Source organism: Nocardia sp. NPDC055029 (assembly GCF_053608525.1).
Genome location: NZ_JBSGVQ010000008.1, coordinates 185,911 through 204,066, shown reverse-complemented (window position 1 = coordinate 204,066; position 18,156 = coordinate 185,911). Strand labels below are relative to the sequence as shown.

General features: G+C 67.8%; 15 protein-coding genes. 4 read left to right on the top strand and 11 right to left on the bottom strand.

The window, feature by feature from the left end:
* Positions 1–174: 174 nt before the first annotated feature.
* The 6 genes from purM to purF all read right to left on the bottom strand — a co-directional run bounded on the left by purM (position 175) and on the right by purF (position 8,490).
* Positions 175–1,254 carry a phosphoribosylformylglycinamidine cyclo-ligase gene (gene purM, locus ACWF9G_RS10775; RefSeq protein WP_452514858.1) on the bottom strand — a complete coding sequence of 360 codons (1,080 nt, stop codon included), beginning with the start codon at positions 1,252–1,254 and terminating at the stop codon, positions 175–177.
* Positions 1,255–1,342: 88 nt separating this feature from the next.
* Complete coding sequence (locus tag ACWF9G_RS10770) at positions 1,343–3,028, bottom strand: ABC transporter ATP-binding protein (RefSeq protein WP_452514857.1); 1,686 nt, start codon at positions 3,026–3,028, stop codon at positions 1,343–1,345.
* Complete coding sequence (locus tag ACWF9G_RS10765; RefSeq protein WP_379306572.1) at positions 3,021–3,977, bottom strand: ABC transporter permease; 957 nt, start codon at positions 3,975–3,977, stop codon at positions 3,021–3,023. The genes ACWF9G_RS10770 and ACWF9G_RS10765 overlap by 8 nt, the downstream gene beginning before the upstream one ends.
* Positions 3,977–5,017 (bottom strand): ABC transporter permease, encoded by a 1,041-nt coding sequence (locus ACWF9G_RS10760; RefSeq protein WP_379306579.1) that lies wholly within the window; start codon positions 5,015–5,017, stop codon positions 3,977–3,979. Before ACWF9G_RS10760 ends, ACWF9G_RS10765 begins: the two co-directional genes overlap by 1 nt.
* Before the next feature lie 53 nt (positions 5,018–5,070).
* Positions 5,071–6,687 (bottom strand): ABC transporter substrate-binding protein, encoded by a 1,617-nt coding sequence (locus ACWF9G_RS10755; RefSeq protein WP_452514856.1) that lies wholly within the window; start codon positions 6,685–6,687, stop codon positions 5,071–5,073.
* Between the two features lie 255 nt (positions 6,688–6,942).
* A complete protein-coding gene (gene purF, locus ACWF9G_RS10750; protein ID WP_229739943.1) occupies positions 6,943–8,490 on the bottom strand; it encodes an amidophosphoribosyltransferase in 1,548 nt (515 codons plus the stop codon).
* Positions 8,491–8,788: 298 nt separating this feature from the next.
* On the opposite strand from purF, the gene ACWF9G_RS10745 reads away from it, so the two are divergent.
* Positions 8,789–10,051 (top strand): YhgE/Pip domain-containing protein, encoded by a 1,263-nt coding sequence (locus tag ACWF9G_RS10745; protein ID WP_452514855.1) that lies wholly within the window; start codon positions 8,789–8,791, stop codon positions 10,049–10,051.
* A gap of 5 nt (positions 10,052–10,056) precedes the next feature.
* Here the strand turns inward: ACWF9G_RS10745 and ACWF9G_RS10740 are convergent, their stop codons facing one another.
* Both ACWF9G_RS10740 and ACWF9G_RS10735 read right to left on the bottom strand, forming a co-directional pair.
* Positions 10,057–10,473, bottom strand: a complete 417-nt coding sequence (locus tag ACWF9G_RS10740) for a sterol carrier family protein (protein WP_452514854.1) — start codon at positions 10,471–10,473, stop codon at positions 10,057–10,059.
* A gap of 140 nt (positions 10,474–10,613) precedes the next feature.
* Positions 10,614–11,246: a TetR/AcrR family transcriptional regulator gene (locus tag ACWF9G_RS10735; RefSeq protein ID WP_452514853.1), complete on the bottom strand. Its 633-nt coding sequence runs from the start codon at positions 11,244–11,246 to the stop codon at positions 10,614–10,616.
* Between the two features lie 82 nt (positions 11,247–11,328).
* On the opposite strand from ACWF9G_RS10735, the gene ACWF9G_RS10730 reads away from it, so the two are divergent.
* Together ACWF9G_RS10730 and ACWF9G_RS10725 are read left to right on the top strand one after the other, a co-directional pair.
* On the top strand, positions 11,329–12,195 hold the full coding sequence (locus tag ACWF9G_RS10730) for an alpha/beta fold hydrolase (protein WP_452514852.1): 867 nt from the start codon (positions 11,329–11,331) through the stop codon (positions 12,193–12,195).
* Between the two features lie 168 nt (positions 12,196–12,363).
* Complete coding sequence (locus ACWF9G_RS10725) at positions 12,364–13,506, top strand: type III polyketide synthase (RefSeq protein WP_452514851.1); 1,143 nt, start codon at positions 12,364–12,366, stop codon at positions 13,504–13,506.
* A 17-nt stretch (positions 13,507–13,523) separates the two neighbouring features.
* Here ACWF9G_RS10725 and ACWF9G_RS10720 read toward each other — a convergent pair whose 3' ends face one another.
* Together ACWF9G_RS10720 and ACWF9G_RS10715 are read right to left on the bottom strand one after the other, a co-directional pair.
* Positions 13,524–14,117, bottom strand: a complete 594-nt coding sequence (locus ACWF9G_RS10720) for a CPBP family intramembrane glutamic endopeptidase (protein WP_452514850.1) — start codon at positions 14,115–14,117, stop codon at positions 13,524–13,526.
* 65 nt (positions 14,118–14,182) lie between these two features.
* The gene (locus tag ACWF9G_RS10715) at positions 14,183–15,916 is read right to left on the bottom strand and encodes an alpha/beta hydrolase (protein ID WP_452514849.1); all 1,734 of its coding nucleotides are present in this window, start codon (positions 15,914–15,916) and stop codon (positions 14,183–14,185) included.
* A gap of 143 nt (positions 15,917–16,059) precedes the next feature.
* Here ACWF9G_RS10715 and ACWF9G_RS10710 point away from each other — a divergent pair, with 143 nt between their 5' ends.
* Positions 16,060–16,350: a YiaA/YiaB family inner membrane protein gene (locus ACWF9G_RS10710; protein WP_336086490.1), complete on the top strand. Its 291-nt coding sequence runs from the start codon at positions 16,060–16,062 to the stop codon at positions 16,348–16,350.
* Between the two features lie 44 nt (positions 16,351–16,394).
* Here the strand turns inward: ACWF9G_RS10710 and ACWF9G_RS10705 are convergent, their stop codons facing one another.
* Positions 16,395–18,092 carry an alpha/beta hydrolase gene (locus ACWF9G_RS10705; protein WP_379306555.1) on the bottom strand — a complete coding sequence of 566 codons (1,698 nt, stop codon included), beginning with the start codon at positions 18,090–18,092 and terminating at the stop codon, positions 16,395–16,397.
* Between the last annotated feature and the right edge of the window lie 64 nt (positions 18,093–18,156).

Genomic DNA, 18,156 nt, shown 5'->3' with positions numbered 1-18,156 from the left:
GTGCACACACAGGACGCTCGTCGTGTTCGCCGCCTCGAGGCCCCGACCACCCCGAGCCGACAGGCACTTACCCCTTCCGTCGGGGTTAGCCGTTCCTGCGGCGTGCAAACCACGACAAACACATGAGCCGGGTCGCAGCAGCGACCCGGCTCACATGGTGAAGGCTGTTGTGCGTCAGAACCTGGGGTGGTCGCCCAGCAGGACGGCACGCGGCGCGGCGACGTCGGCGGCCTTCTTGACCTGGCCCAGGGTCCAGCAGTCGATGTGGCGGGCGGTGAGCACCGCCAGCGCGCGATCGGCGTCCTCGGGCGCGACGATCGCGACCATGCCGACGCCCATGTTGAACGTCTTCTCCATCTCGGCCCGCTCGACGCGACCGCGCTGGGCGATCATCTTGAACACCGGCGCCGGGTTCCAGGTGCCACGGTCCAGCTCGGCGACCAGGCCCGCGGGCAGCACGCGCGCCAGGTTGGCGGCCAGACCGCCACCGGTGACGTGCGAGAAGGTGCGCACATCGGTCTCGGCGATCAGCGCCAGGCAGTCCTTGGCGTAGATGCGGGTCGGCTCGAGCAGTTCCTCACCGAGGGTGCGGCCGAACTCCTCGACGTAGCCGGTCAGCGACATCCGGTCGATGTCGAGCAGGACCTTGCGGGCCAGGCTGTAGCCGTTGGAGTGCAGGCCCGAGGAACCCATCGCGATGACGACGTCACCGGGGCGCACACGGTCGGGGCCGAGCACCGAATCAGCCTCGACGACACCGACGCCGGTGGCGGACAGGTCGTAGTCGTCCGGGTCCATCAGGCCGGGGTGCTCGGCGGTCTCGCCGCCCAGCAGCGCGCAACCGGCCTTGATGCAACCCTCGGCGATGCCGGAGACCAGCTCGGCGACCTTCTCCGGGATGACCTTGCCGATGGCGATGTAGTCCTGCAGGAACAGCGGCTCGGCGCCACAGACCACCAGGTCGTCGACGACCATGGCGACCAGGTCGAGGCCGACGGTGTCGTGCTTGTCCAGCGCCTGGGCGACGGCGATCTTGGTGCCGACGCCGTCGGTGGACGCGGCGAGCAGCGGCTCCCGGTATCCGCCCTTGAGCGCGAACAGACCGGCGAAGCCGCCGATGCCGCCCTGCACCTCGGGTCGGCTGGCCTTCTTCGCCAATGGTCCGAACAATTCGACGGCGCGGTCACCGGCTTCGATGCTCACGCCTGCCGCAGCGTAGGAAGCGCCTGCACCGCTGGGTGTCTGTTCAGTCATTGTGGGGGAAAGCTCCAAACCGAATCGGCGGATAGATGCCTAGTAACTCTAAGTGATCCGCCGGTTCAGCTGTCGTGCGGCTCCTAGCTCATTGTTCCAGCTCGGTGGCCAGTGCGGGTGATTTGCACCGGTCGGCGGCGTTCTCCGCCCGGCGGCTGCGCTGTTGCACAGGATCCGGTACCGGAACAGCGGCGACGAGGCGGCGGGTGTACTCGTGCCGGGGGTTGCGCAGAATCTGCTCGTTGTCGCCTTCCTCGACGCAGGTTCCGTCGCGCAGGACCATGATCCGATCGGCGAGCTGGTCGACGACGGCGAGGTCGTGACTGATGAACAGACACGCCCACCCGCAGCCGCGCTGCAGATCGGCGAACAGCTCGAGTACCGCCGCCTGCACCGAGACGTCGAGCGCGCTCGTCGGTTCGTCGGCCACGAGCAGGTCGGGATCGAGTACCAGCGCTCTGGCCAGGCTCACCCGTTGTCGCTGGCCGCCCGACAGCTCGTGCGGATAGCGGTTCTCGGTGCCCGCGGGCAGCCGCACGTCGTCGAGCATGTGCCTGACCCGCTCGCGGATGCTCGCGCGATCACCGACGCCGTGCACGACGAGCGGTTCGGCCACGCACTCGCCGACGGTCAGGCGCGGGTTCAGCGACCCGGCCGGGTCCTGGAACACGAAACCGAAGCGCCGCCGGATCGGCCGCAGCTTGCGCTGGGACAACTCGGCGATGTCCTGTCCGCGAATCAGCACCCGCCCCGAGGTCGGCCGCTGCAGCGCCGCCACGCACCGCCCGATGGTCGACTTGCCCGACCCGGACTCGCCGACCACACCGAGGGTCTCCCCCGGCCGGATCCGCAGGCTGACCCCGTCGACGGCCCGGAACGCGGGCCGCCCGAACGGTCCGGGGAACTGCACGACCAGATCGCTGACATCGAGCACCGGCTCGGCATCCGGATCGATCACGGGCCGCTCGATGGTCGCCGCCCCCAGATGCGGAACAGCGTCGAGCAGCGCCCTGGTGTACTCGGCGCGCGGGCTGGCGAACAGCTCGTGCACCGGCGCCTGCTCGACGACCTCACCCGCCCGCATCACCACCACCCGATCGGCCAGGTCGGCGACGACACCCATGTTGTGGGTGATCAGCACGATCGCGCTGCCGAGCCGGTCGCGCAGATCGCGCAGCAGTTCCAGGATCTCGGCCTGCACCGTCACGTCCAGCGCCGTGGTCGGCTCGTCGGCGATGATCACCTTGGGTTCGCACGCGATGGCGATGGCGATCATCACGCGTTGCTTCTGCCCGCCGGAGAGCTGATGCGGGTAGTAGTCGACCCGGTGCTCCGGATCGGGCAGCCCGACCGTGCGCAACAGCTCGATCGCCTTGGCGCGCGCGTCTTTCCGGCCCATCCCGCTGTGCGCGCGCAATGCTTCGCAGATCTGGAAGCCTGCGGTGAACAGCGGGTCGAGCGCGCGGGCTGGCTCCTGGAAGATCATGGAGACCTCGCGGCCGCGCAACGCGGTCAGCTGCTTCTCGGTCATCGCGGTCACCGCGCGGTCACCGATGCTGACCAGCCCGCGCACCTGCGCGGTGTGCGGCAGCAGCCCGATCGCGGTGCGCGAACTCACCGACTTTCCGGATCCGGACTCGCCGACGATGGCGAGCACCTCGCCGGGAAACACCTCGTACGACACAGTGCGCACGGCCGCGACGGGCCCGCTGTCGGTCGCGAAGGTCACCGACAATCCGGCGACCGACAGTGCGGGCGTGCGGGTTTCAGTCATCGACCGTCTCCTTCTCTTCGACCGTGGTGACCGCCCGGCGCGTCCGCAACAGCGGGTTCAGCGTCTCGTCGATGCTCTCCCCGACCAGCGTCATCCCGAGGACGACGAGCACGATCGCGGTGCCGGGGAAGATGGAGGTCCACCAGATCCCGTTGGACACGTCGTTGAGCGCCTTGTTCAGGTCATAACCCCATTCGGCCGCCTGGGTCGGTTCGATGCCGAACCCGAGGAAGCCGAGCGCGGCCAGCGTGAGAATGGCGTCGGCGGCATTGATGGTGATGATCACCGGCAGCGACCCGGTGACATTGGACAGGATGTGCCGGAACATGATTCGCGCCGTCGACGCACCGGTGACCCGCGCCGCGTCCACATACGGTTCGGTCTTCACCGCCACCGTCGCGTTGCGGACGACCCGGAAGTATTGCGGCACATACACCACCGTGATCGCGATGGCCGCCGACAGCATCCCGCCGAGACTGCTCGACGTCCCGCCCGCGACGACGATCGACACGACGATGGCGAGCAGCAGCGACGGGAACGCGTAGATGGCGTCCATGACCAGCACCAGCACCCGGTCCACCCACCGCCCGACGTACCCGGACAACAGCCCGAGCGGCACGCCGACCAGCAACGAGAGCACCACCGCGATCACGATCACCAGCAACGCCGTCCGCGCACCGAACAGCACCCGGGAGAACACGTCCTCGCTGCGCACCGAGGTACCGAACCAGTGCTCGGCCGACGGCGGCTGCTGCGACACGAAAGCCACACCGTCGGAAGAGTTCTGGGCGAGACCATAGGGGGCGAGCAGCGGCGCGAACACCGCGACGAGCACGAACACCGCGACCAGAACCAGCCCCGTGATGAGCGTGACCCGTTGCAGTCCAGCGGTCTTCGTCAGGAGATCGGCGCCCGGCAGGCGCCGCCTTGTGACGGTTGCCGTGCTCATCAGAACCTCACCCTCGGGTCGATCAGCGCGACGATCGCGTCGACGACGAAGCTCATCACCGCGACCACCAGTGCGATGAACGCGACAATGCCCTGCACCGCAATGAAATCGCGCGCCCGCAGATACTCGGCGAGCTGATAGCCGAGGCCTTTCCACTCGAAGGTGGTCTCGGTGAGCACCGCGCCGCCGAGCATCATCGCGATGCACATGCCCATCACCGTGATGATCGGGATCAGCGCATTGCGCACCGCGTGCCGCCCGGTGACCACGCGCGAAGACAACCCACGCGCCCGCGCCGCCTCGACGAAATCGCTGCGCAGCGTCTGGATCAGGTTCACCCGCACCAGCCGCAGGAAGATGCCGCCGGTGAGCAGCCCCAGGGCGAGGGCGGGCAGCACCGCGTGTTCGAGCACGTCGAGCACATAGGACGGGTCACCGTAGAGGATCGCGTCGACGATCAGGATGTTCGTCTTCGGCGAGACATGTTGCAGCGCGAGCTCGACATCGGTGCTGGCCCGCCCGCCGACCGGGAACCAGCCAAGCCACACCGAGAAGATCAGCTTGAACAGCATGCCGACGAAGAACACCGGGGCCGCGTAGGCCAGCACCGCCGAGAACCGCAGCACCGCGTCCGAGGTCGAATCCCGGTGTGTCGCCGCGTATCTGCCCAGCGGCACGCCGACGGCGAAGGCGACGACCAGCCCCCAGAACACCAGCTCGAACGTGGCAGCGCCGTAGGTGATCACCACCTCGCTGATCGCCTGGTTGTCCTGGGTCCGGCCGAAATCACCGTGCAGGAATCCGGTGATGTACTCCCAATATTGGACCAGTATCGGCCTGTTGAGCCCGGCCGCTTCCTTGCGCTGTTCGATCTGATCCTGGGTGAGCCGACCACCCATGGCCGCGCTGATCGGGTCGCCGATCACCCGCATCAGGAAGAACACCACCGTCACCAGCAACCACGCGGTCGGCAGAATCAGCAGCAGCCGAATCAGCAGGTACCGCAGCAAAGCCACCTGGCGGGAACCCCCGCCGCGCATCCACCCGAAACGCTGCGCCCGGATCAGCGATCCGGGCGCAGCGGGTACGTCACTCACTTGCTCAGTACCGTGAACCGGAACTTGAACGAGCCGTCGAGGGTCTGCTCGACACCGGCGACGCCGGGCTTGGACACCGCGACCTGCTTACCCGAGAGCAGCGGCAACGTCGGCAGATGGTTCTGCGCCAGGTCGGTCTGGATCTTCTGCAGCAGCTCGGCGCGCTTGGCCGGATCGGATTCGGTGGTCTCGGCGGTCAGCTGGGCATTGATGCCGGGGTTCTCGAAGTGCGACTGCAGGAAGTTGTTCGGCCCGAAGAACGGCGAGAGGTAGTTGTCGGCGTCCGGGAAGTCGGGGAACCAGCCGAACTGGTACATCGGGTAGCCGTCGGAGGCGCGTTCCTTCTGGTAGGTGACCCATTCGGTGGACTGCAGGTTCACCTTGAACAGGCCGGAGGCCTCGAGCTGCGACTTGACCGCGGCGTATTCCTCCGAGGAGCTGGAACCGTAGTGGTCCGGGTTGTACTGCAGGTTCAGCGTCACCGGAGTGGCGACCCCCGCGTCGGCCAGGAACTTCGCCGCCAGTGTCTTATCCGGCTTGGCGCCGTAGAGCTGCTTCAACGGCTCGGCCGCGCCCGTCATGCCTTGGGGCACATAGCCGTACGCGGGCTGATAGGTGTTCTTGTACACCGAGGAGGCCAGCGCTTCCCGGTCCACCGAGGACGCGAGCGCCTTGCGCACTGCCAGCTTCTGCTCGGGGGTGTTGCCCGGCATGGTGTTCATGTTGAACACGATGTAGCGCAGCTCGCCGCCGGGTCCGTCGGTGACCTTCACCTTGGAATCGGCACGGAGCGAGTCGATGTCGGTGGGCGTGAACGAGCGGTAGCCGACGTCGATGGCGCCGTTCTGCAGGTCCAGCTTCAGGTTGTCGGAGGTGGCGTAGTACTTGGTCGACACCGTGGTGTTCTTCGGCGTGCCGAGGATGCCCTGGTAGGCGGGGTTCGCCTGGTACTCGACCAGCTTGTTCTTGTCGTAGCTGGTGATCGTGTACGGACCCGAATAGCCCTTCGCCGCAACGACTTCCTCGTCGGTGGCCACCTTGTCGGCCGAGAACACCTTCTCGTCGACGATCGGGCCCGCCTGGGTCGGCAGGATGGTCGGGAAGGTCTGATCGTTGGCGACCTTCAGCGTGAACGCGACGGTGAGATCGTCGACCACATCGGTCTTGTCGAGATTACCGAGCAGCGAGGCGGGACCGTGCGGATCGTTGATCTTCAGCATCCGGTCGAAGGAGAACTTGACGCTCTTGGCGGTCAACGGATTTCCGTTGGCGAATGTCAGTCCGGATTTGATCTTGCACGTGTACACGGTTGGCGCGGTGAACTCGCACTTCTCCGCCGCATCGGGCTTGGGTGTGGTGTCACCGGGCGCGAAATTCAGCAGATACGAATAGATCTGGTTCTCCACCAGCAGCGAGCCGTTGTCGTAGGCGGCGGCCGGGTCGAGCGAGAAGATCTTGTCCGTGGTGCCGACGACCAGCCCCGCGCCGGAACCCGCCTCATCGGTGCGGCCCGAACCACAGCCGGCCAGCGCGGCGGCGACGACAGCCGCGACACCCACTGCGGCAACTTGTTTCGCGCGATTCTTGCGAACGCTCAGTGCACTGTTCAACATCAGATCCCATTCTCGAACGCCACGTCGGCGCCGCACCCGGATCACAGGTGCGACGACAACGCGGTGAGCTAGCGATATAACGGGGGACCGTACAGGCGAACCATTACCGCCCAGTATCAATTCGTGCGAAAAATTGCGGGTATGTTATGAACTAATCTTACGAAATTATCGGTTACCGGAATTACTTGCGTACACAACACAAAAAGGGCCGATCAGGTTTATCCTGACCGGCCCTTCTGCTGACGATGCGCGGCGCTACGGCCTGCTCAACGCATCGGCGTTGACGTTCTCGGCGAGCAGCTTCGCCTCCGGCTTGCCCGAGAGCATCCCCTCGAGCACGTTCTTGCCGATGGCGGCCTCCTGCGGCAGCGGGATCGGGTAGTCGCCGGTGAAGCAGGCGGTGCACAGCCTGCTGGCCGGCTGCTCGGTGGCGGCGATCATGCCCTCGGTCGAGATGTAGCCGAGGGTGTCGGCGCCAATCGAACGGCGCACGTTCTCGACCATGTCGTCGTAGCTGTCGTCGGCGCCCGCGCCGTTGGCGATCAGCTCCGCGCGCGAGGCGAAGTCGATGCCGTAGAAGCAGGGCCACTTCACCGGCGGCGAGGCGATCCGGACGTGGATCTCGAGCGCACCGGCTTCGCGCAGCATGCGGATCAGCGCGCGCTGGGTGTTGCCGCGCACGATCGAGTCGTCGACGACGATGAGCCGCTTGCCGCGGATCACCTCGCGCAGCGGGTTGAGCTTGAGCCGGATACCGAGCTGGCGGATGGTCTGGCTCGGCTGGATGAAGGTTCGGCCCACGTAGGCGTTCTTCATCAGGCCCTGGCCGTAGGGGATGCCGGAGCCCTGCGCGTACCCGACCGCGGCGGGCGTGCCCGACTCGGGCACCGGGATCACCAGATCGGCCTCGACCGGGCTCTCCTTGGCCAGCTTGCGGCCGATCTCCACGCGGGTCGAATGCACCGAACGCCCGGCGATCGTGGTGTCGGGGCGAGCCAGGTACACGTACTCGAAGACGCAGCCCTTGGGCTCGGGGTTGGCGAAGCGCATCGAGCGCACGCCGTCGGAGTCGATCGCGAGCAGCTCGCCCGGCTCGATCTCACGGACGAACGCGGCGCCGACGATGTCGAGCGCGGCGGTCTCGGAGGCGACGACCCAGCCCCGGTCGAGCCTGCCGAGCACCAGCGGGCGCACGCCGTGCGGGTCACGCGCGGCGTAGAGGGTGTGCTCGTCCATGAAGGTCAGGCAGAACGCGCCGCGCAGCTGCGGCAGCAGTTCCATCGCGGCCTGCTCGATGCTCGAGTCCGCCGCGGCGTGCGCCAGCAGGGCGGTGACGATGTCGGAGTCGGAGGTCGCGCCGGTCATCTGCGGGCGGCCGTCGATCACGCCCGCCCCGATCAGGCCGAGTTCGCGTGCGCGCCCGGCCAATTCGGCGGTATTGACGAGGTTGCCGTTGTGGCCCAGCGCCAGGCCGGAACCGACGGCGGTGGTGCGGAAGATCGGCTGCGCGTTCTCCCAGGTGACGCCACCGGTCGTGGAGTAGCGGCAGTGTCCGACGGCGATATGACCGGGCATCGCGCCGAGGGTCTGCTCGTCGAAGACCTGACTGACCAGGCCGAGATCCTTGAAGACCAGAATCTGCGAGCCGTCGGAGACGGCGATACCGGCCGCCTCCTGCCCGCGATGCTGCAGCGCATACAGGCCGTAGTAGGTGAGCTTTGCTACGTCCTCGTCGGGAGCCCAGACGCCGAAAACGCCACACTCCTCGCGGGGCTCGTTCTCGGGCTCGTGGGGGTCATTCACCGTTTGCTCCCTGTTCGGGCGGGCTGGGGGCACCCGTCATTCTACGGGTGAATACAGGCACGTAGTACGCGCGCTCGCATCCCGGCAGCAATCTCCTGTTCGCGTACCCACCGATAAGCCGTCGTGAGCTGTTACCGTGCGCAAGGTGACAACGGACGACAGCGGGCACGAAGCAGCCGGTGATGCCGGTTCGGATAGTGAAAACGCCAGGTCGGAGCGAAAAGATTCCGGACAGGCACCGACCGGCGAAGCGATATTCGCCACACCCGCGCCCGATCGGCGTCACTGGTCCCACATCGTGGTCATCCCCACGCTGGTGCTCACGGCGCTGACCGCGCTGCTCGGCGTGATGTACCTCGGCTATGTCGCCGATCCGGAGGAGAACCTGCACGATTTCCCGATCGCGCTGGTCAACCTGGATGTCGGCGATGTCACCGGCTCCGGCGACCAGCAGAAGCGGGTCGACTACGGCAAGCAGGTCGCCGACGGGCTGGTCGCGAACGTGCCAGCCGACAAGGTGAATCTGCGCGTCGTCGGCAAGGCGGAGTCCGAACAGTTGCTGCGCAACGCGCAGGTCTACGGCGCCATCGTCATCCCCGGTGACTTCAGCAAACGTCTGGGCATTCTCGGTGCGGGCAGCATCGTGGCCGGCGAGATGGAACGGCCGATCATCACCGTGCAGACCAACCCGGGGATGGGCGCGTTCGGCGTGCAGATCGTGCACCGCATCGGCGACCAGGCACTGGCCGAGGTGAACAAGCAGGTCGGCACCCAGCTGACCGATCAGGTGAAGGCCACCCTCGCGCAGACACCGGAGGGCGCGCCGGTGCCCCAGGTGTCCGGCGCGGCGACGCTCACGTTGGAGAGCCCGGTCGAGGTGGTGTCCCAGCAGTTCCGCCCGCTGCCCAGTGGCTCCGGCGAGGGCTTGACCGCGTTCTTCTACGCCCTGCTCCTGCTACTGGCAGGCATGGTCGGCGCGATGGTGATCCACACGATGGTCGACGCCCAGCTCGGCTTCGTCCCCACCGAATACGGCCCCTGGTTCGTCCACTACCCGACGGCCTCGATCTCCCGCTTCCACACCCTGCTCCTCAAATGGGGTGTGATGACGCTGGCCTCGGTGGTCATCTCGGGAGTCTTCATGCTCTCGGCGAAAATCGTCGGCATGCCCATCGGCAACCCCCTCGCGCTGTACCTGTTCTCGGTCCTGGCGATGATCGCGGTCGGCTGGACCGGCCTGATGACCCTCGCCGCCTTCGGCAGCGCGGGCCTGCTGATCAACCTGATCCTGTTCGTCATCCTCGGCCTGCCCTCCTCCGGCGGCACCGTCCCGATCGAAGCCATCCCGCCCCACATGGCCTGGCTCGCCGAATTCGAGCCCATGCACCAGGTCTTCCTCGGCGTCCGCTCCATCCTGTACTTCGAGGCCAACTACGAGGCAGGCCTCGACCGCGGGATCTGGATGTCCCTGCTCGGCATCGCGATCGCGGTGATCGGCGGCGTCACCATCACCCGCTACTACGACTACAAAGGCCTGCACCGCAAGAACTCCGACGCCTGAGCTGCTCACCCGGAAGCCGCGTCGCTCCCCTTCCCCGGCAGCGGCACGATCGGCAGCCATCCGGCGATCTCCCCCGCCCGCATCCCCGACACCGACAGCGCCCCGGACTCCACTGCCGCATCGAAGTCCAGCAGCCCGGTAGCCAGCAACAACCAGGTCCGCGGATCGGTCTCCACCACGTTCGGCGGCGTCCCCCTGGTATGCCGCGGCCCCTCGATGCACTGCACCGCCACGAACGGCGGCACCCGCACCTCCACCGAATGCCCCGGCGCGTCAGCGGCCAGCGCCCTGGCCGTCCCCCGCACCGCCGCCGCGATCTCGGCCCGCCCTGGCGCCCCCACCGCCGCATCCCGCAACCACTCCCCCACAGCCCACACCGCCGCCCGCACCTGCGCGGGATCGACCACATTCCGTCCTGCCATACCCACGACGCTACCGACCTCCGGCGATCCCCAGCATCGCAGCCGATTGGCCTGCCGGGCGCATGATCACCAGGCGATGAGGGATTTTCGCTCTCGGTTGCTGCGTCACCGCGAAACTACGGATCGGCCCGGACGCGGGGTCAGCCGCGTCCGGCCCGCAGTGCGTCGATGCGCAGGTCGAGGTACTCGCGCATCATCTGGCGGGCGTCGGCGCCGCCGAGGAGGGCCAGGCGTTTGGTGTGGGCCAGCAGGAGCAGGCCGGAGAGGTGGGCCAGGACGTCGGCGGTGATGACGCGGGCTCGTTCCTCGGTGGCGCCGAGTTCCATCGCCGCGGAGACGATCGGGGCGAGGCCGGACAGCATGGCGGCGTTGAGGCCTGCGTTCAGTTCGGCGCCGAGGCCGTGGGGGCGGACGCCGCCGCGGAAGAGATAGAAGCCCAGGTCGAGGTCGCGGGGGTTGCCGTCGTAGAAGTCGAAGAAGGCCAGGCCCGCGGCTCGGAAGCGGGCGGCGGGGTCGTCGAGGACGGTCGCCGCCGCTACCTCGGCCGAGAGTCGCTCCAGGGATTCGCCGAGCAGGGCGGCGTAGATGTGCTCCTTGCTCGGGAAGTACGCGTAGAGGGCGCCGGGGGTATAGCCGGCGGCGGTGGCGATGGCCCGGATATTGGCCGCGTCGACGCCGTCTTCCTCGAAGATCGTCCTGGCCGCGCGCAGGATGATCGCGCGTTTCGCCTCGGCGATCTCGTCTCGGCGCCCCGCCCGGCTCGATGCGGCCACTGGTCCCCACTTCCCTTCGATCGGGGACTCACGCTACATTCTGAACAACGTTCAGCACAGTGAACAACGTTCAGGAGGTGTTATGCCGAGCTCCATCGAGCCGCTGGAACCGACGACGCTGCGGTTGCGCAGCTGCGACGGTCTCACCCTGGTCGCCGACAGTTTCGGTGTGCCAGACGGCCCACTGGTCGTGATGCTGCACGGTGGCGGGCAGAACCGGCATTCGTGGAAGCGCACCGGCCGAGCGCTGGCGGCGGCGGGCATGCACGTCGTCGCGGTGGACGCGCGCGGCCACGGTGACAGCGACTGGTCACCGACGCGCGACTACACCCGCGACGCGATGGTCGGCGATCTGCTCACGGTGCTCGAGCAGCTCGGCGCGACGCCCGAGGCGGGCGCGGTCGTCGTCGGGGCCAGCATGGGCGGCATCACCGGCCTGCTCGCCACCGCGACGCCCGGCAGCGCGATCCGCGCCCTGGTGCTGGTAGACATCGTGCCCCGCTCGGAATCCAAAGGCGTGGAACGGGTCATGGACTTCCTCGGCAGGCACCGCGACGGCTTCGACACCCTCGACCAGGTCGCCGACGCGGTCGCCGCCTACCTCCCGCACCGCCCGCGCCCCGACAACGCCGACGGCCTGCTGCGCAACCTGCGTCAGCGCGAGGGCCGCTGGTACTGGCACTGGGACCCCGACCTGCTCACCGGCCTCGAGGACAACCCCCAGGCTCGCATCGCCGAGATGGAAGCCGCCGCCGAGGCGCTGACCATCCCGGTCCTGCTGGTCCGCGGCGGCAAGTCCGATGTGGTCAGCGACGAGGGCGCCGCCGCTTTCCTCGCCCTGGCACCGCACGCCCGCCTTGCCGAGATCACCGCGGCCGCGCACACCGCAGCAGGCGACGACAACGACGCCTTCACCGACGCGGTCGCGGGCTTCGTCGCTACTGCCTGAGCCGCTCGGCCCCGCCGCGGAGAACGCCGATGGCGGCTCCTGCGGCGAGGGCCATCAGCACGTCGGTGCCAGGTGGGGATTCACACCCCCTTGGGTGCCTATTTGCCGGACATTCGCTCGTCGACGATGGGAAGTACCCCAATCGCTCGCACGAGGAAGAACGGCTCTATGTCACTCGCACTCGACCAGGCACTTCTCGCAGGCACAGCCCCGCAAGCGGGCGAGCAGTCGGCACCGACCGTCCCCGTCATCGAGGCGATCGCGACCGGTGCGCCCAGCCTGGTCCTCGACCAATCCGACGCGGCGGACTGGATGGCTGGGCAATTCACCGATCCGGAGCAGCAGTCCCGGGTCAGGCGCATCTTCCGCAAGACCATGATCAACACCCGGCACTTCGCGGTCGACCCGCTGGAAGCCGGACTTCCCGGCGAACCAGCGACGATCCAGGATCGCATGCGCCTGTTCTACCGCCACGCCGTTCCGCTCGCGGTCGACGTGGCGCGGCGCGCACTCGACGGTGTCGACCCGGCCGACGTCGGGCTGCTCGTGTTCGCCACGAGCACCGGCATTATCGCGCCCGGCGTCGACGTCGCGGTCGTCGAGAACCTCGGACTGCCCCGATCGGTCGCTCGCCTGGTAGTCAATTTCATGGGATGCGCGGCAGCGATGAATGGAATTCGCGCCGCCTCGGACTTTGTCCGCGCCAACCCGGACAAGAAGGCGATGGTCGTGTGCATCGAGCTCAATTCAGTGCACGTCGTCCCCGTCGAAGGCGTCAACGACGCGGTCTCGCACAGCTTGTTCGGCGACGGTTGCGGCGCGGTCGTCATCGGGGCACACCCCGGAACGGAGCAGCCCGCCGCCGGGGCGATCGTCATCCGGGACGCCTTCACCCATTTGTTCGAGGGCACCGAAGACGGCATCGCGGTCGGCGTCACCCACGACGCCATCACGTGCGAACTGTCCGAGAACGTGCCCAAGTACATCTACGACGGCGTCGCTCCCGTCGTCGGAGACGTCCTGCGCCGCAATGGATTGCGGCAGTCAGACATCGATGTGTGGGCAATCCACCCGGGCGGGCCGAAGATCTTGCTCGAATCCGCGCGATCCCTCGGCCTAGCGCCGGAAGCCGCGGCGACGAGCTGGAGTGTGCTCGGTGAGTACGGAAACATGTCGAGCGTCTCACTGATCTTCGTGCTCGAACGAATCGCCGCCCAGGCGGGAAGGGACGAGCCGATCTCGACGGGCGTCGCGTTCTCGTTCGCGCCAGGAGTCACGATCGAGGGATTCGTCTTCGACGTTCACGCTTGATGGCGACAACGCCGTCGCTACTGCCTGAGCAATTCGATCCGCATCGCCGCGAGCGGGAGCAACGCTCCCCCGGCGTTGATCGCCAGATGCAGCAGAGCGGGCGCGGTCACGCTGCCGGTGTGCCTGCGCAACGCGCTGAAGACCAGACCGGCGAGCGTGGTGAGCGCGACAGTTCCCGGCACCGATTCGCCGGTGACCCGCGCGGGGCGGATGTGGCACAGCCCGAAGTCGAGCGCGCCCACCGCCGCGGCGACGCGCGGTTCGGCAATCTCGTCGAGCAGCGGATCGAGCGTGCCACGGAACACCGCTTCCTCGGCGAGCACCGTGCCCACCGGGATGTGCAGGGCGATCCATTCGAGGTGCGACGCCTCCGGCACCCGCTCGGCTACTTCGAGCGGCAGCCGACGCAACGCCGGAACCGCCAGCGCCGCACCATAACCGGCGAACACCAGCGCGGCACCCCCCGCTCCCCACCGGAACCCCCTGGCCGACAACCAGTTCGGACGCCCACCGAAGACCGCCGTGTAGCCCGCCGCGAACACGATGTTCGCCACCGTCCGGCCGCGCAACCGCAGATCGAGCGCAGGAAGTAACCGATTACTCCACAGCACCGGAAGTGCCAGCGCTACACCACGTCCGATACGACCGCGAACCGACGCCGACCATCGCCCTGCCCTCACTTGACCTGCCGCTCGTACTCGTCCGCGGATTCCAGTGCGGCACGGATACTTTCGACGACCTCCGCACTGACCCCCGGCGGCTCGGCCACGGCCAGCCAGCCGTCGAGCACCAATGACCCATACCGATGCCCATGCCCGTCGACAACCCCTTGCGCATTCGTGAGATCGGCCGTGACCTGCCAGAACGTCACGAACGGTGCCCACCGCATCTGCGTCGACACATCAGGGCCGCGCGGCTCGCTCAGCCAATCCGGCTGGGTGAAGATCAGGTCGGCGGACCACCACACGATCGGATCGGACGGGAGCTGCAGGTAGGCGATGCGCGGCTCACGCCACCGCTCCACCGACCCCAGATCGCCTGCGTCGTCGGCGAATCGGACGACCAGCCCGTCGGCATAGACCGGCGCCACCTCGGGCGACCCTGGATCACGCCGGTCGACGAACTGCCGCCACAGCCGATTCGAGTTCGGCGGCCCCACCCACAGCGCGCCGTCCACCTTCTCGCGCAGATCGGCGAGCCCGTCGAAGGCCTCCTCCGACCCCTGGGAACCCAGGCTCTCTCCGTACACGAACAGTTTCGGCCGCTGTCCCTCCGGCTGGGCCAGCCACCGCTGATACACCGCGTCGAACAGTTCCCGGCTGGCCGCGGCCGCCTTCTCCCGGTCGGAGAGGAACGACAGCACGCTGGGCAGATAGGAATACTGGGTGGCCACGATGGCCGTATCGCCCCCGTAGAGGTATTCGATCGCGCCCGCCGCCGTCGAGTTGACCCAGCCGGTGCCGGTGGTGGTCACCACCACCATGGCCTCGCGTTCGAAGGCCTTGGTCCGTTCCAGCTCGTCGACGGCCAGCTGCGCCGCGGTCTGCTCGCCGGTCACCGACTCCAACCCGACGTAGGCCCGAATCGGTTCCCGCGCAGGTTTTCCCGTCACCTCGGTGATGTCGTCGGCGCTCGGCCCGTTCGACACGAACCACCGTCCCTCGAAGCCCAGGGTCTCCCACGGCGCCAGCGAAGCAGGACTGCCCGAGCGCTCCGGTTTCGCGGGCTGCACCGCGAACTGCGACACCCGGTCGTTGCGCACGCTGAAGGCGGAGTTGGCCACGGCGAAGAACGCCCGCGAGGCCACCCCGTTGAAGATCGTCACCGCGAGAACGACGAGCACCAGCGCACCGGCGGCGGGCGCGAGCTCGCGCGGCACCCGCACCCAGCGATTGAGCTGGCGGGCCAGCACGAGCACCAGCACCCGCACGGTCCGGTAGGCGGCGACGACGGCTACCCCGACGGCCACGCTGAGCAGCCCGGTCCGCAGGTACGCGGTCGTGGTAGTCCCCGCCATCCCCATCAGCGAGGTGATCTCCCGCTGCCAGCGCGCCGACTGCACCAGCATCAGCGCCGCGACCAGCGCGCAGACGACCAGCACGGTCGCCTTGATCGCGTACCGCAGCCGGTCCGACGGGCTGGGAATCGGGATTCGCGCCCGCACCCAGCGCCGGAACGCCCACTCGAGCACACACCCGAGCCCGTAGCCGATGGCGGCGTTGATCCCGCTGATCAGGCCCTGGAACAGCCAGTCGCGCGGCACCAGCGACGGCGTGACCGACAGCGCGAAGAACAGCGTCGCCAAGACCAGGCCGGGGTAGTTGAGGTCGACGATGTCCTCGACGCGGCGCAGCACCCTGGCGCCGCGCGTACGCAGCGTCACGAGGGTCGAGCCTGTCGCGGACACCAAACCAGTATGGCTGGCCTGTTTCGGGGCGGCAGGGTGTTGTGGATGGCGGGTCGGTCACTTTCCGCCTGCGTTCGGCAACTACCCACCGCGCTCGAGTATTTTCACGCGCCCGCGCGAAACCCCCGGTCAGCATGCTTATTCCTATGAGCACACCCAATGCCAAGCCGAAGAACACCTCGGCCTACATGGCCCAGGCCGCGATCGCGTTCGCCGTCAGCCTGTTCGGGACCGGTGCCGGAATCGCCTACCTGCCCCTGGACGGCTGGCAGCGCGCTTTCCTGGCGATGTCGGGCCTGTTCCTGGTGACCAGCTGCTTCACACTCGCCAAGGTGGTGCGCGACCAGCAGGAGACCCAGTCACTGATCGGCCGGATCGACGAGGCACGGCTGGAACAGCTGATCGCCGAACACAATCCGTTCAAGTCGGTGTCCTGAGCGGATCGGGCCGGCGCCGATCGAGGGGTTCGGCGCCGCCCGGTCTATTTCAGCTGATGCTCGGTGGCCGCGGACTCGATGAGGAAAGACTTGATCCGCGCGGCCAATTCCGGTGTGTAGTCCGGTGGTTCGGCTACCGCGGCCCAGGCGTCGGGTACCACGTTGCCGTAGTTGTGCCCGTGCCCGTTCGACACCGTCTGCGCGCGTGGCAGATCCGCGGCGACCTGCCAGAACGTGACGATCGGATACCACGCCATCGCAGGCGACACATCGGGTCCGCGCTTCTCGGTCAGCCAGTCGGGTTCGGAGAACAGCAGATCCGGCGACCACCACACCACCGGATCGGACGCGTGCTGCAGGTAGACGATGCGCGGGTCGGTCCAGTTGTCCGACGGCCGGGCCAGCTGATCCGCGCTCGCGGCGAACCGCACCGAGAGCCCGTCGGCGTAGATCGGGGTGATCTCCTCGGTGCCGGGGTCGCGCCTGCGCACGAATTCCGACCAGAGCCGGTTGGAGTTGGGCGGGCCGACCCAGAGCACGCCGTCGGCGCGATTGCGGATATCGGCCAGCCCGGAGAACGCGCCCTCCGACCCCTGCGAGCCGAGGCTCTCGCCGTAGACGAGCAGCTTGGGCCTGGCGTCCTCGGGCAGCGCCGCCCAGCGCTCGTACACCTTGTCGAACAGCAGGCGGCCCATGGTCATCGACTTGTCCCGGTCGGACAGGAACGACAGGGCACTGGGCAGGTAGGAGTACTGGGTCGCCACCAGCGCGCTGTCTCCGCCGTACATCAGCTCGATCGACTCCGCGCTGGTCGAATCGACCCAGCCGGTTCCGGTGGTGCTGATCACCACCAGCACTTCGCGTTCGAAGGCCTTGGTGCGGTCGAGTTCGGCGACGGCCAGATCGGTCTGCGCCTCGAACCCGTCGGCCGATTCCAGCCCGGCGTACACCCGGATCGGTTCGCGCGCCGGCTTTCCGGTGACCTGCCCGATCGCCAGCGCGGTCGGTGCGTTGGACACGAACCACCGGCCCTCGGAGCCGAGGGTGTCCCACTTCGCCAGCGACTCCGGGCTGCCGGAACGTTCGGGCAGTGTCGGCTGGATCGCATGCGCCGAGGTGTGGCTGTTGCGGGCGCTGAACGCCGAATTCGCCACGGTGAAGAAGGTTTTCGCCAGGACGCCGTTGAACAGCAGCACCGCGGCCACGATCACGATGACCACGCCGAGCGGGCGCGCGACCGAGGCGGGAATCCGGACCCAGTGGTTCAGCCCGCGCGCCACGGCCCGCACGAGCCTGACCACGCCGCGCGAGATCCAGATCAGCAACCCGACCACCACCGCGCCGACCAGCACGGTGCGCGAATAACCCGAGCCGGAAACCGGTTCCATCCCCATCAGGTCGGTGATCTGGCGCTGCCAGTGCGCCGACTGGATGCTCATCAGGATCGCGAAGATCAGGCAGACCACCACGATCACGGACTTCACCGCGATCAAAGTCCAGCTCGGCCGCTCCGCCCAGCGCGCGGTGACCTGCTCCGGCAGGGTGATCCTCGGCACGACCCACCGGCGCCAGGCCCAGGCCAGCGCGCAGCCGAGGCCGTAGCCGATCGTCGCGTTGATGCCGCTGACCAGGCCCTGGAAGAACCAGTCACGCGGTAGCAGCGAGGGCGTCAGCGACCAGCAGAAGAACACCGTCGCCACGACGAGCCCGGTGTAGTTCGGATGAAAAAACCTCTCCGTCACGTGGATTCCACGGACGAAGAGGTTCTCACGAACAACGGGAGTGGAAGTCGAGCTAGTTTCCTCG